At 36.3% G+C, this 14,421-nt stretch carries 14 protein-coding genes and 1 pseudogene; 9 read left to right on the forward strand and 6 right to left on the reverse strand.

Going from position 1 to position 14,421, the window contains the following annotated elements; all coding sequences use genetic code 11:
• From AT685_RS08400 to AT685_RS04395, 9 genes are all read left to right on the forward strand, one after another.
• On the forward strand, positions 1 to 637 hold a 637-nt coding region (locus AT685_RS08400), incomplete at its 5' end, for a hypothetical protein (protein ID WP_072151704.1).
• Positions 638 to 655: 18 nt separating this feature from the next.
• Positions 656 to 1,309, forward strand: a complete 654-nt coding sequence (locus tag AT685_RS04360; protein ID WP_072151705.1) for an ABC transporter ATP-binding protein — start codon at positions 656 to 658, stop codon at positions 1,307 to 1,309.
• Entirely contained in the window at positions 1,299 to 1,964 is a 666-nt protein-coding gene (locus tag AT685_RS04365) for a heme exporter protein CcmB (RefSeq protein ID WP_081040582.1), read from the forward strand. Before AT685_RS04360 ends, AT685_RS04365 begins: the two co-directional genes overlap by 11 nt.
• A gap of 161 nt (positions 1,965 to 2,125) precedes the next feature.
• Positions 2,126 to 2,812 carry a cytochrome c biogenesis protein gene (locus tag AT685_RS04370; RefSeq protein WP_072150809.1) on the forward strand — a complete coding sequence of 229 codons (687 nt, stop codon included), beginning with the start codon at positions 2,126 to 2,128 and terminating at the stop codon, positions 2,810 to 2,812.
• A complete protein-coding gene (locus tag AT685_RS04375; protein WP_234696239.1) occupies positions 2,809 to 2,976 on the forward strand; it encodes a CcmD family protein in 168 nt (55 codons plus the stop codon). The genes AT685_RS04370 and AT685_RS04375 overlap by 4 nt, the downstream gene beginning before the upstream one ends.
• Complete coding sequence (locus tag AT685_RS04380; protein WP_072150810.1) at positions 2,973 to 3,359, forward strand: cytochrome c maturation protein CcmE domain-containing protein; 387 nt, start codon at positions 2,973 to 2,975, stop codon at positions 3,357 to 3,359. The genes AT685_RS04375 and AT685_RS04380 overlap by 4 nt, the downstream gene beginning before the upstream one ends.
• 22 nt (positions 3,360 to 3,381) lie before the next feature.
• A complete protein-coding gene (locus AT685_RS04385; RefSeq protein WP_072213022.1) occupies positions 3,382 to 5,691 on the forward strand; it encodes a heme lyase CcmF/NrfE family subunit in 2,310 nt (769 codons plus the stop codon).
• Between the two features lie 216 nt (positions 5,692 to 5,907).
• Entirely contained in the window at positions 5,908 to 7,398 is a 1,491-nt protein-coding gene (locus tag AT685_RS08565; RefSeq protein ID WP_072151708.1) for a T9SS type A sorting domain-containing protein, read from the forward strand.
• Between the two features lie 71 nt (positions 7,399 to 7,469).
• Complete coding sequence (locus tag AT685_RS04395; protein WP_072151709.1) at positions 7,470 to 7,988, forward strand: hypothetical protein; 519 nt, start codon at positions 7,470 to 7,472, stop codon at positions 7,986 to 7,988.
• A gap of 55 nt (positions 7,989 to 8,043) precedes the next feature.
• Here AT685_RS04395 and hypE read toward each other — a convergent pair whose 3' ends face one another.
• The 6 genes and pseudogenes from hypE to AT685_RS04425 all read right to left on the reverse strand — a co-directional run.
• Complete coding sequence (hypE, locus tag AT685_RS04400) at positions 8,044 to 9,066, reverse strand: hydrogenase expression/formation protein HypE (RefSeq protein ID WP_072151715.1); 1,023 nt, start codon at positions 9,064 to 9,066, stop codon at positions 8,044 to 8,046.
• A 34-nt stretch (positions 9,067 to 9,100) separates the two neighbouring features.
• Positions 9,101 to 9,346 carry a HypC/HybG/HupF family hydrogenase formation chaperone gene (locus AT685_RS04405; protein WP_072151710.1) on the reverse strand — a complete coding sequence of 82 codons (246 nt, stop codon included), beginning with the start codon at positions 9,344 to 9,346 and terminating at the stop codon, positions 9,101 to 9,103.
• Between the two features lie 46 nt (positions 9,347 to 9,392).
• Positions 9,393 to 10,358 (reverse strand): choice-of-anchor D domain-containing protein, encoded by a 966-nt coding sequence (locus AT685_RS04410; RefSeq protein ID WP_072151711.1) that lies wholly within the window; start codon positions 10,356 to 10,358, stop codon positions 9,393 to 9,395.
• Between the two features lie 15 nt (positions 10,359 to 10,373).
• Positions 10,374 to 13,427: a FlgD immunoglobulin-like domain containing protein gene (locus AT685_RS04415; RefSeq protein WP_072151712.1), complete on the reverse strand. Its 3,054-nt coding sequence runs from the start codon at positions 13,425 to 13,427 to the stop codon at positions 10,374 to 10,376.
• A gap of 17 nt (positions 13,428 to 13,444) precedes the next feature.
• Positions 13,445 to 13,744, reverse strand: a complete 300-nt coding sequence (locus AT685_RS04420) for a hypothetical protein (RefSeq protein ID WP_072211849.1) — start codon at positions 13,742 to 13,744, stop codon at positions 13,445 to 13,447.
• Positions 13,745 to 13,784: 40 nt separating this feature from the next.
• Positions 13,785 to 14,421: pseudogene (locus AT685_RS04425) on the reverse strand (polysaccharide biosynthesis C-terminal domain-containing protein); the annotation flags it as partial.

Here is a 14,421-nt window from a genome sequence, read left to right on the forward strand (position 1 = left end):
AGCGGGGTATTATAAAGAAGGAGCGAATTACCCGGAGGTTAGATTTGAAACACAACCAGTTATTATGACATCAAACGAAGCGAGCGTAAAAAATTCCGCAGGAGCATTTTCCACGCAGTATTATATGTTCATTTGGCGAAATGACACAGTGGTTGCTGTGATTTCAAATGTAAATTTAAATTCTGGGTTTGCTCGCTCTGAAGATGAATTCATTTTCCAGTATCACATAACCACTGGAACCTATAGCGAAGGTTATACATCGCTTGGAAATGGTTTAAGGGTAAAGTTAATTGTTCCAGATTTTGATAATTGGGGGAATTTAAATATCTTAAATTTGCAAGTTGCATTTGTCAAAGATAGAAATGTTTTCCCAAATCCTTTTTATGCGGATGGGATTGAAAAAATTTTGATCCCTGTTGATTCTGGAGCTGATGAAGTTGAATTAAAAATTTTCACCGTTGGACTTGACCTTGTGTATTCGGAAAAGTTGAAACCCGAATTTAATTTCGGAAATTATTTTGTGAGCTGGAATGGGAGAAATAATCTCGGTCAACTTGTGAAAAGCGGGGTTTATATTTATTTCGTTAATTCAGGTGGAAGTGAAAAGACCGGTAAGTTCGTTTTGATAAGAAAATGAATCAAATTTGATTTTCAAGTGGAATTCAAATTGATAGGAAATAACATAAGGAAAAGTTTTGGGCGTTTGCTTGTTTTTGAGTCGGTAAATTTTGAGCTTGGTGTTGGCTCATCCCTTGCTATTGCTGGAAGGAATGGTTCTGGGAAATCAACACTTGTCAAGATAATCGCAGGTCTTTTGAGCCCAAGCTCTGGTGAAGTAATTTATCAAATTGATGGTAAAAAGATAGATAAAATTGACTGGTTTAAATATGTTGGATTTGTTGCTCCTTACCTGCAGATTTATGATGAATTCACGGGATATGAAAATCTTGAAATACTTGCAAGGATAAGGGGTTTGAAAAATTATAAAGAAAAAATTGAAGATGTTTTAAAGCGTGTAAACCTTTACTCTCGCCGTTATGATCTTGTCCGTGGCTATTCTTCCGGGATGAAACAGCGCTTGAAATATGCTTGTGCGCTTCTTCATGAGCCTATTCTCTTAATACTTGATGAACCAACATCAAACCTTGACATAGAAGGGGTTGAGATGGTTTGGGCTATAGCTGAGGAACAAAAGAAAAAAGGAATTTTGATCGTTGCAACTAATGAACCAGAAGAGCTTCAAATGTGTGATGATGTTATAAATCTTGATGAATTAAAACAAAGGGTAAGAAATCAAATTGTTAGGTAGCATCTGGGCAATTTTTTTGAAGGATTTAAAGTCGGAGCTGAGAACAAGGTATGCTTTAAATGCTTTGATCATGTTTGTTGTTGTTACTATTTCAATGATCTTATTTGCAACTGCTGGTGAGATCATAAGTGCTGAGTTGCTTTCGGGATTGCTTTGGGTTGTGATATTTTTCTCTGCCATGTCAGGGCTTTCAAGAACATTTGTAAGTGAAGAAGATAGGGGAACTGTTATCTTTCTCCAGCTTGCGACACGACCAAGCGTTGTATATTTTGGTAAGTTGCTTTTCAATCTTGTTCTAATTTTTGGGATCAATTTTTTTGTCGTCATAGCTTATCTTTTAACCATGGAAAATTTTAAAATTAAAAGCTTTGATGTCTTCCTTGTTGGGTTGATTCTTGGAGGCGTGGGGCTTGCTTCGGCGTCAACGATAATTGCAGCGATAATTGCGAAGGCGAACACAAAAGGGACACTTTATCCGGTGCTTTCTTTTCCAGTGCTTTTACCTCTTTTGATAACAGCGATAAATATAACCCAACTTTCAACTCAAGGAACCACTCTTACTGAAACCGCAGGGCATTTAAGGATTTTAATCTCTTATTTTTTTGTTGTTATAATCGCATCGTACCTTTTATTTGATTACATTTGGAAGGAATAAGTTATGTGTCAGTTTTGTTTTACTTATTGAGTGAGTGTTGAGAATTTGGACACAAGGTGTCCTGAATTGTGTATAGTTGAATAAAAATCAATCTTTTTATTTCTGGCACATGGATTGATATTTGAAATTTAAATGAAAATAAACCAAAAGAGAAAAACTTAATGATTTGGAAAATTTTGCTTAGCTTATATATTGGAGTGATCACAGTCCTTGCATTTATAATTCCAATTGGATTTATCCCCGGGCTTGGGGAAAGGGCAAGAATAATTTTCCTTCATGTGCCTTCTGCGTGGTTAAGTGTAATTGCTTTTTTTGTGTCTATGCTTTATGGAATTCGTTATCTTAAGTCAAAAGATATATACAATGACATTAAATCTGTTGCTTCTGCAGAAATTGGATTTTTGTTTTGCTTCATCACCACTATAACTGGTTCAATCTGGGCGAAATTTAACTGGGGTTCTTTTTGGAATTGGGATCCACGTGAGACATCAATTTTTGTCCTTCTTTTGATTTATGGGGCTTATTTTGTTTTAAGGTCTGCAATTGAGATTGAAGAAAGGAAAGCAACGCTTTCAGCAGTTTATTCAATAATTGCTTTTGTTACGGTTCCATTCTTTATTTTCATTATGCCGAGAATTATGCCAGGTCTTCATCCGGGTTCAAAGGGTGACCCTGAAGGAGCTGGACCAGTTGTGAGTTTCAAGATGGACCCAAATATGAGGATTCTTTTCTTTGCTTCTTTAATCGGGTTTACGCTTGTATATTTATGGATTTTCAGTCTTCGTTCAAGAACGGAGATTTTGAAAATTAAAATTGAAAACAAAATATATCGGGAGGTTCAAAGTTGAGCATTTATGAATTTCTTGAGAAGAACTCAATCTATCTTGTTTTAATTATCGCTTTAATTGTTTGGCTATTTGTCTTTGCTTATCTTATAAGGGTTGATGTTAAGTTGAAAAAGCTTGAGGATGAATTTTCAAAGCTTGAAAACAAAGAGGAGGTTGAAAGATGAAGCTTAAAATTGTTGTTGGTTCTGTTTTAATTGCCGGTTTTATAATTTTTGGGGCTTACTCATTCATGGAAAGCAATGTTAAGTATGTGACTATAGAAGAAGCGAAAAAGACGGCAAAAAAAGTTCAAATCGTTGGTGAATGGGTTAGGGAAAAGGAAAGTTATTATGATGCGAGCACAAATCAGTTCGTTTTTTATCTCAAGGATGATAATGGAGATATTGTTAAAGTTGTTCATCATGGTGCAAAACCAAATAATTTTGAGATCGCATCCCATGTCGTTGTAAAAGGTCATTATGTGAATGGGGTTTTTGAATCTAAAGAGATTCTGACGAAGTGTCCATCAAAATATCAATCTGCAGATGCATTGAAACAATATAAATAAAAATTAAATTTTGGTGTGAAAAATGTTAGGCAGAATTTTAATATATATTGCTTTTATGACTGCTCTCTTTGCGACAATTGCCTATTATCTTTCATATAGAGGGCGAAAACATTTGATTGAAAAGGCAAGGTTAAGCTATCACATATCAGCAATTACAGTAATACTTGCCTCTGCCTTTCTGCTATATTTGATTTTAACGCATCAATTTCAATATACGTATGTCTGGAGTTATAGCTCAACTGATTTGTCAACGCCACTTCTAATTTCAACTTTTTATGCTGGTCAGGAAGGAAGTTTTATGTTATGGACTTTTTATACTGCAATACTTGGGTTATTTTTAATGAGCTATGCAAGGCGTAATGGATATGAACCGGAAGTTATGAGCATTTACTCACTTGTTAAGGTTTTTCTATTGCTGATTTTAATTGTTAAGAGTCCATTTGAGTATGTGTGGGAAACATGGCCTGGTCAAGTTCATGAAGGTTTTATCCCGCCGGAAGGACGAGGTCTTAATCCCTTGCTTCAAAATTTTTGGATGGTGATCCATCCACCGATAATTTTTATTGGCTTTGCTTCAATGGCGATACCATATTCTCATGCCATAACAGCGCTTTTAAGACGAGAGTATTTGACATGGGTTAAACCAGCGATGCCGTGGACGATTTTTGCTGCCTTAACGCTTGGCGCTGGTCTTGCAATAGGTGGTTTTTGGGCTTATGAGACACTCGGATGGGGTGGATTCTGGGGATGGGACCCTGTTGAAAATTCATCTTTAGTTCCATGGCTTATCGCAGTTGGAACAATTCACACAATGTATGTTCAAAGAAGAACAGGAGCTTTCACACGATGGAATCTGGGAATGTCAATCTTGGCTTTTGTCCTGGTTTTGTATAGCACATTTTTAACAAGAAGTGGAGTTCTTGGAGATACATCTGTTCATTCATTCGTTGATCCCGGAATGTGGGTTTATTCACTTTTAATTTCATTGATGGTGATCTTCACAGGAATAGGTTTCGGATTATTGTTTGCCAGAAGGAAGGAGATTCCAAAGGTTAAAGTTGAATCAGATCTCTTGTCAAGGGAGTATAATTTGTTCCTTGCTTCTGTTATACTTGTTATAATTGCTGGCTTTGTGATAGTAGGGACATCTTCCCCGATAATAACAAAAATTCTCCAGGGGAAAGCAAGCGCTGTTGATGTTTCTTATTACAATAAAACAACGCTTCCACTTGGGATAGTAATGGCTCTATTGATTGGGCTTGCTCAAGTTATGTGGTGGAGAAAAACGAAGCCAGAAGCATTAATGAAAACACTTGTATTTCCCACAGCAGCATCAACGATTTTTACCTCAATTTTAATAATTATTGGTGTCAGAGAAATTTTAATAGCTCTATTTGTCTTAACATCTTCTTTTGCTTTCTTTGTTAATTTGAGAATTGCTTATAAAATTGCTCGTGGTAATCCAAAGTATATAGGAGCTTCTTTAACTCATGTGGGGGTTGGGCTTTTCCTTCTGGGAGTTATCGCATCAACAAAATATGATAAAACTCAAGTTGTCTCACTTCCAAAGAATCAAACGATAAGCGCTTTTGGATATAAATTGACCTATATTGGGAATCAAAAAATTGATAAAGAAAGAGTTGCTTACAATGTAAAAGTTGAGAAGGATGGTGATTCATTCATTGCACCGTTGCAGATGTATTTCAGTGAATATAATCAGGGTGTGATGAGACATCCTTATATCTTTAGTTTACTGAATTATGATATATTCAGCAATCCCAAACTTCCAGCTTTCCTTGTCAAAAATATGCTTATGAACGATCTTTATCTTTCTCCAATGAGTTTGGAGAAGAGCTCTGGATTTAACCCGCATGCAACTGGAGATATCATTATACTAAGCAAAGATCAAGAGCGAACCGTTGGGGATTACACATTGAAATTTATTCGCTTTGATATGACCTCGGATGATATGGCAAAAATGATGGCCGGACAGGATTTCGCAATAGGTGCGGTAATTGAAGTTACATACAAGGGCAAAAAACAGCAAATCATTCCGAAGATTTATTATCGGAACAACATGCCGATGCCAGAAGCGGTTAAGGTCGGAGATAAACAGTTAACATTTATAAATCTAAATGTTGAATCGGGACAGATTGCAGTAAGTTTTCGCTCCGATGATGCTAACTTGCAGGTTCAGAGTGAGCCAGTAGAAGTTCTTGTAATTGAAGCAAGTGTTAAACCTTTTATAAATCTTGTTTGGTTTGGTGTTCTTGTTATCCTTGCTGGATTTATAGTTTCAATGGTCAGAAGAATATCTGAAGTAAAGGGATAACATCAATTTTATTTAAATTTGGGGGTTAAAAGATAAGTTAAATAAAGGTGTGCGATTTACGCACACCTTTTTAATTTGTTTTTATAGTTTTTCTATTTATCTTGTTAGGTGCTATCGTGCGAGGCTATTTTAGGGGGTGGGAAAATTATAAATCTGCCCCATCTGTTCTTTTGATTAAAATAACTTTAAAAATTTAGCTTTTAAGGAGAAATAACTATGAGAACCTCAATTTTTATTTTTCTAACTTTTTTATTCGCGCTGAACCTTTTAAATTCCCAAGTTCCAAAAATTGGAACAGAATTTTTAGTTGAAATTGGAAGTGATTCCGTTTTTGCACTTGCGGGTGCATTTGACAGCGAAAAATATCTTGTTATTATGCGGAAGGAATTACCAACAGGTGGAGCTCAAATAATTGGGCAGTTTTTATCAAAAGTTGATAACTCTTTAATAGGATCTCCAATTTTATTTGGGATAACCAATATACCAGATACTGCTTTAGAAGTTGGTATCCCACAGGTTGCTTTTGACGGTAGTCGCTTTCTTGTTGTGTGGACAGATGGAGAATATGGTGGAATTAAATATCGCTTTATTGATGCTAAAACTTTCCAGTTAAGCAATTTATATTCAGATTCAACTTTGCGATGTTATTTAAGTGGTGTTTCAACTCTTCATTTTAATTCAGTGCTCAATAAGTATTTTCTTGTTTTTGCAATTAAAAGCGCGGGTGCTTATTATTTAGCTGGGACATTTATACGACCGGATGGATACATGGAAGGTTCTTTTCAGATATCCAATGTTCCTGCGCGAAAAGAATATTCGCTTGCTTATGGCAGTTCTAAATATCTGATTTGTTTCATTAAAGAGACAGGCGACTATGACAATGAAGTTTGGGGACAAATAATCAGTGAAAGTGGATATCAAATTGGTGGAGCTTTTTTAATTGATGGAAGTTCTGAACCAAGCGATAATCCACTATTTGTTACTTTTGACGGGGCAAAATTTATTTGCTTTTTCCCGGATGAGGAAATAACCGGTTGGAAAATTTACGCAAGATTTATAAATCCTGATGGAGTAACTCAAAGCGGACGAATCTTGATTACTTCTAATGCTCATATTCTCCCTTACGCTGTGGTGAACAACGATGAGATATTGTTTACATGCACAGGGTTTGAATTTTCAGGAAATCACTTAACATCAAAAGTTATTGGTCGCTTTTTTGATTTATCTTTAAGTCCAAAGAGTGACGAATTTGTAGTTTTTGATACCCTTGGTATAAAAAATCCAGTTTCTTGCTTTGCCGTTTATGCAGATGGAAAATATCTTGCTTTTACGACAAGGTTTAGATTAAGCTTTTGGGGCGATCAACTTTATCTTACGGATGGAGATGTTTACGGTGTAACGATTTCACCGATTACGAAAGTTGAAAGTGTTAGCGGATCTCCATTAGAATTTAAACTTTATCAAAATTATCCTAATCCATTTAACCCAACAACTACAATTCGCTTTTCCCTTCCGCAGCGAGAACATGTAACCCTGAAAGTTTTTGATATCCTTGGCAGAGAAGTAGCAACGCTGGTGAATGAGGAATTAAACTCAGGCGAATATTCAGTTGTTTTTGAGGCAAAGGGTTTGCCAAGTGGGGTCTATTTTGTTCGCTTACAGGCAGGAAAATTTATTCAACAAAACAAAATGGAAATGATAAAATAAGAGGAACATATACTGGGAGTGCTATTTGGGGAATCTTTGTAAAGCAATTAAAGCTTGTGGGAATAAAAATCGTGCCCTTGATACTAGCATTTCTTCTCCCCGTAGCCCTTGATGCGCAAACACAGCAAAAGCAAAAAATTGGATCTTCCTTATCAACTGCAGTTAATCCATGTGACTTACTTACTAAAAAAGAAGTAGAAAATGCTCTATCTGGTGATTTTGGGAGTGTAACCGTTGTTGATGTGGAAATTGAGAAGGACCAGCCCAGATGTGTGTGTTGGTATAGTTATTATGAGGGTGGGAAAGCAGGACGCCATCACTCTGTGGGCGTCTATTATAGTCGTGGGAAGAAAGCTTTGGAAATGTTGGAGTGGGTTAAAGAAAGAACTCGGAAAGGGAGCACTATCTACGATCCAGAGACCGAATCTATTTCAAGTCTCGGAGATGAAGCATACTGGACAGGTGGTAATCGGCTTGTAGTACGAGTTAAAGACAGTGTGCTTGAAATATATCCATTGCCCCCATATCCATTACCTTCTAAAGAGATTGGCATCAAAATGGCGAAGATTGCAATTCAAAGAATCAAGTGATTTTAACAGATATTTGTTTAATCTGCTAAATTTTTGCTTAACATAGATTGGCTATTTAGCATATTCTCGGGAGTTGTTCACCAGCAAGCATATCAACAACTCTTTTCCCACCGATGATAGTTTTCATCAGGACAACTCCCGGATGTTCTTCTGTGATTTCGCCAATTATTCTTGCTTCTTTTCCGAAGGGATTATTTTGCATTGTTTCAAGGACTTTTTCTGCATCTTCTGGTGATACAACTACGATCAATTTACCTTCGTTAGCAACATAAAGTGGATCAAGTCCAAGCATTTCACAAGCTGCTTTGACAGGTTCAGGTATTGGAATTTCCGGTTCCCATATTTCAACTCCAATTTTCGCAGATTGAGCGAGTTCGTTTAACGCGCTTGATATACCACCTCGGGTTGGATCACGCATCCAGTGTATGTTTTTACTTATGGATAAAATATCCTGAACAAGATGGTTTAACGGAGCTGTATCACTTTGAATTTCTATCTCAAATTCCAAGCCTTCACGCTTTGATAAAATAGCTATCCCATGTAAACCTATTGGACCATTTATCAAAATTTTATCCCCGGGTTTAACTCTGCGCGGAGAAATTTCAATATCATGATCAATTACCCCAATTCCAGATGTGTTGATAAAAATTTTATCACCTTTTCCTTTTTCAACAACTTTAGTGTCGCCTGTGACAAGGAGCACCTCAGCTCTTTCGCATGCTTTTTTCATGCTTTCAACGATTAAACATAGATCTGAGATTTGGAAGCCTTCTTCAATTATGAAGCCCGCGCTTATGAATAGCGGTTTTGCACCTCCAACGGCTAAATCGTTTACAGTTCCATTTATCGCAAGTTCCCCGATGTTTCCACCAGGAAAGAAAATTGGATCAACAACATATGAATCTGTCGTAAAAGCTATTTTTAAACCGTTTATGCTTATTATTGCCTGGTCTCCAAGCTCTGAAAGATAAGGGTTGTAAAAAGCTGGAAGAAATATATTTTTTATAAGTTCACTTGTTAATTTACCTCCACTTCCGTGACCGAGTAAAATCTTTTCATAGGTTGAGGAAAATTTCATGCAATCAGGATCTGATCCTAAGTGTAAAGTTTTTTTAATCCCCGAGTTCATTTCTTAAAAATCCCATTTTTTCAAGGTAATAAAGCATCTCTTGAGCTTCTTGTTCGTTAAGCTTGCTTATCCCAAAGCCGACATGAACTACAGTATAATCTCCAACTTGCGCATCGGGTATATACTCAAGGCAAACGGTTTTAACAACTCCACCAAAATCAACTTTCCCCATTTTTAATCCATTCTCTTCAAAAATTTCAATTATTTTTCCTGGAATCCCAAGGCACATCGTTTTTGCTCCGCTTTAAGTTTGGGAGAAAATATAAATGGCTTTATCATAACCTGCTCCACATTTCCTGAATTTGTCTTAGAAGAACGGTAGGATCAGTTGAATGAGGTGCTCCTGCAGGATCAATGATATCAAGCTGACTTGCTGCGTTCTGAAAATCTCCAAGTGTGTAGTATGACTGGGCGAGGACAAGGCGAAGTCGTTTATGATACACACGATTGTCATATACGAAGACATAATTTGGATTTGCATTTAAAACCTCAAGCGCTCGTTGAATTGCGGATGAAAATTCATTCAGCGCATGATGAACGAAAGCAAGCCCAGCTTTTGAGTTAAGGGTGACATTTTGAGATGCGCTTTGATGAGCAAGTGCACTTAACAAATCATTTTTAGCAAGTTGAAATTCACGATTATATGCTCTTGACCATCCACGACCACACTCTGCTTCGGCTTGTAAACTATCATATCTTGAATTTGTCCTCGCAAGTGAAACAGCCTGATCAAACTTTGTGAAAGCGTCGTTATAATTTTTATTGCTAAACGATTGCCAGCCAGATTGAATTAATGATACGATTTGATTTATTGTCGCATCGCCATTTCCATTTAATTGAATTGTTAAAGGTGAAGAAAGGTTAGTCGCATTATGCGTAATTGAAAGAGCTCCTGCAAAAGCTCCATCTGAAGCTGGGGCAAATCTTACATAAACCGAAAGAGATTCACCCGGGGATAAATTAAATTGTGTAGCACCTTGAAGTGAAAATCCATTCCCGCTTACATTTAAAGCCCCAGTTAATCTACCTGTTGAATTATTCCCATTCTTTATTACAAATGGCATATCTTTACTTTGATTTACAGGAACATATCCAAAGTTAAGGGAGCTGGGCGAAACGCTAATGTAAATGGTTTCACTTGGTCCAGAGGGTTGTTTCTTGCACGATGTAAGTGATAAGAGAGCGAAAACAATTAGCAAACCCAGTGTTACAGTTGAAGTTAACTTAAAAAAGCCTTTCATTTTTTCTCCAAAATTTTATTTTGACAAAACCATTTTTAATGTTTTGCTAAATTTTCCAGCCGTTATTCTATAAAGATAAATTCCAGATGGGACAATTTTACCGCTATTATCTTTCCCATCCCATACAACCGTGTATCTTCCAGCGTTTTTAAAATCATTCACAATCGTTCTTATCTCCTGTCCGATGATGTTGTAAATTTTAAGTGTAACAAAGGCGTCTTCAGGAAGATCAAATGTTATGCTCGTTGATGGGTTAAATGGATTTGGGTAATTTTGATAAAGTTCAAATCTTTGAGGTATATCAACCATAGGACTGCTAACTTCAGTAACTTCACTTTTCCTCGTCACTATGAAGTGTCCCAATTTGCTTATTTCAGCTGTGATAAAATCACCTGAGTTTGAAACGACGGAGTTTAACCGTACCCATTGTGTTCCATCCCAATATGCAATTGTTAATTCATCTAATGGTATGGATGAAATTTTATTGGGGTCAAGATAAATTTTAAGTGTTGCTGGTTTGTTAAGCTCATAACCAATGGGGCTTAGCGTATAAATTTGACTCAATTTTGTATTAATTGATCTTTCAATTTCAGTGTTCAAAACATCTGAATTGCCAGCAAACGCAATCACATACAAATTGTCCCTGAGTGAATTCTTCCCGAATTCAACCTCCATTTTCCCATCTGTTGAAGCGATATATCCACCGTTTACCGATTGCAGAAATTGAACATTAAATGTATACGCCGTATCGGAATAAATGAAACCATATTTTGTTGTTCCTCTAACCCTTATCTCAATCGTCCCGCTGGATGTCAGAGTAATGTTATTATCAACGAAAACTTTATCGTTTGAATTTGGAACTGGTTGGAAAAGTAGATTAACAACATTTGAACCTTGTGTTAATGTCCCTGAAAGATTGTTTTTATTGAGCTTTGACGAACTTGCAACGAAGACATCAAGTCGCTCGCTAAAGATAGGATTTTGGAAAAACCCAACAATAAGCTTTGGTTTCGTCGTATCAGTATAGGCAAATGTTGCCCTCATCATCATATTCCAACCCCTTAGAGGAACGGTCGTTCCACCACTTGACACTGACAAATTTTCCATCGGAACCCATGTGTTTGGATTGTTTGGATAAGTTGGTCCAAAGAAAGCATAGGTATAATTTGCTTTCGTTGTGCTATCCATCCCAACATAAGTTCCTATGGTGTCATTTTCAATAAAACCAATATAAATTGTTCCAAGATTTTTAAGTTGCGAGGCATATGGTGTCAGATCAATTGTTAAAAACTGTCCATCATAAGAAGGTCTGTTTGTTGAGTAAGTGAATGGTGTTATGATGTCATTTCCTGGAAGACCATTATTATCAGCCCAAATATGGAAGTAGAAATCCTTTGGGGCATCAGCAGGGATGTTTGAACCTGAAAATTCCTGAGCAAATGCAGCAAGTATTTTAGCAGAAACGAGTTGGTTGGTGTTAACTTCTGGGATAAATTTCACAGCCCAACCAAACCCAGCCCTGTTATTTCCAAAACCAAGAAAATTCGCGTTACCTGCGAATCTATCAGGTATTCCATCATCGTAGGCTGTTTCAACATAAAAAGCAACTTGCCTCCCTTGGGAGCTGTAAGAATAAGTTGCAGATGTTGAGCCTGTATTTATCACAACGAAAACAACTATTTGCACAGTTGAACCAAATTCTGGGACCTCAAATTGTACCCCGGGGGTTACATCAACAACTTGTTTAATTGATGAACCAAGTTTTATGGCTTTTATATTTACAAGTGAAGAACTTGTTGTGAATGTTACCTTTAGTGACTCGCCATAGGCAAAGGCAATGTAATCAACAGCATAACCATAGACAGTTTGATTTAAAACATTAACATTTGGGTCTGTGTGGTAGTTTGCTTCTTTCGGTTTACCAGAAATTTGATATGTATATCCATATCTTGGGTTAACAGTTTTATCATTTAGATAATTTGCAATGAACCAATTTGTTAAAATTTGTGTGAAATTTGTTCCCTTACTCATGAAGACATTGTTCAAACCAGCAGTCCCGTTCCCGGGCTCTTGCACAACAAGTTTTAAAACATCATCTCCAAGTTGTTCTGTGTAATAAAGTGTGAAAAGGGCAGCTCTTGAATAATCAGCCAGAACATCTCCGCTTATGTTATTCCAATCAAAGAGAGGAACATCTGTCTTGGCGAAATATCTTGATGGACTTCTGAGCGGATACCCGCAGATATATTCTGCGACTTCTGATAATCCTTCGTTTACAAAAGTTGCTTCATCTTTATCATAGTTGTAATGGATTAAATGTTGATATTCATGGGCAAGGGTGCTTAATGGTCTTTGAGGATCTCTCGTGTTATTGTAATAAATCCCAGGATACGAATCAATATAAAGTATGTCCCTTTGGTTGCTTCCTTGGTTATTTGTTTGATCCAAAGAGAAGAAAAATCCAGCCACATAACTTCCACCAGGTTGCCATCCATCTTTTATATCGGTTATTAGAAAATCTGTTTTCCCATCGCCATCTTTATTTGGCGGATTCCCGAAGTACTGATGGTCAAGTGCAACTATCCCAAGGTTGGGATTTCGTGAAGCTGGTGGGGTTTGATTCTCAAGAGCATTTAAAATTGCGTCAACTTCTACCTGTGTGACATGTTGATTATAAAGTTCTACTGTATCCACCCAAACTTGAGTTAAATTCCCAATTGCTCTTAATTCTGCGACAATATTATCAAATTGGTTTGTCACGAGATTGTAAACGAAAAAGTTTCTCCGTGTTCCAACGGTATCGGCAGTTTTTAATGGCAATGTTTTTTCAAGCATCGCCTTTTGCATCAACGCATAAACTTCAGGATTATAAATTTTTGTATTTTCAACTGCTTGTTTCGCTATTTCATCATTGAGGAAAATTGTCGCGCATATTGGTATCCCAGGTTCATCGCTTATATTCTCAAGTGTTGCTTTATTTATTCCTTGGCTTTTAAGTGGGTTTTGCCCAAGTGCAGAGAAATTTATGAGAGCAAAAAGAGTAAAAAATAAGAAAATTTTCAACTTCATTTTGACCCTCCTTGAGTTTATTTTGATAAAATTTTAAAATCTTTAACAACTATCTTGCCTTTTTCCATTCCCTTTGTTTCTCTTTTTTCAACCTCAAGGATAACTAAAGCTCCCTGATTTTTCCAAAGCTCTTTATACACGGGTGAATTTTTTGAAATGATAAAAATTTTGCCATCATCAGTTTGAATCGCAAGCTCAACAAATGGTTCATTGCCAGTAGTATAAATTTTCCCTTTAACATTGAATCCACCTTCAGAGCGGGAAGATATCGCATAACATCCAAATATCAAAATAAGAAATGAAAAAAGAAATCGCATTTTAGCCTTTTTATCCATGTTTTTATGTTTTATGCTAGTACTATTTTCCACGGGAAAGAACCTTCAAGTTTAAAGTTAAGATAAAAAATAAACCTAAAAATATCAACTTTAAAATTGCAGGTGTGAGTTGTATCAAACTTAGATTGATAAGTTTGTAAAGAGCGAAGCAAATAAGGGTTGAGATGCCAATTTTTGCTAAGTTTGCATATTCATATTTTACGGGATAAATTTTTTGAACTATTATGAAAAGTGAAATCGCCATCACAAAATAACTTATGAATGTTGCCCAAGCAGATCCATAAATTCCCAAAATCGGTATAAGCGTATAGTTTCCAATTATGTTTGCAACTGCGCCAAGTCCAGTGATGTAAGGAAGATATTTTGTTTTTTTCTCTATATAGATTCCCGCTATCAAATTAACATAAATTCCGTTGAAGAGATATCCGATTAAAATAATTGGCACAATCCCGAGCCCACCCCAATAATCTGGATGTATTATGTGTTTCCTCAAAATTTTCATTTTAACAAAATCATCTATGAAAAAAGAGACAAGTAAAAATAGAAATGATGCTGATAGAACAAAGTAAGTCATAACTTTTGAAAATAGAGCTTTTGCATCTGGACGGTTTGCGTTTTTCAAAAAAAATGGTCTCCAAGCATAATCAAACATTGAAACG

Source organism: Candidatus Kryptobacter tengchongensis (assembly GCF_001458555.1).
Lineage (GTDB): Bacteria > Bacteroidota > Ignavibacteria > Kryptoniales > Kryptoniaceae > Kryptonium > Kryptonium tengchongense.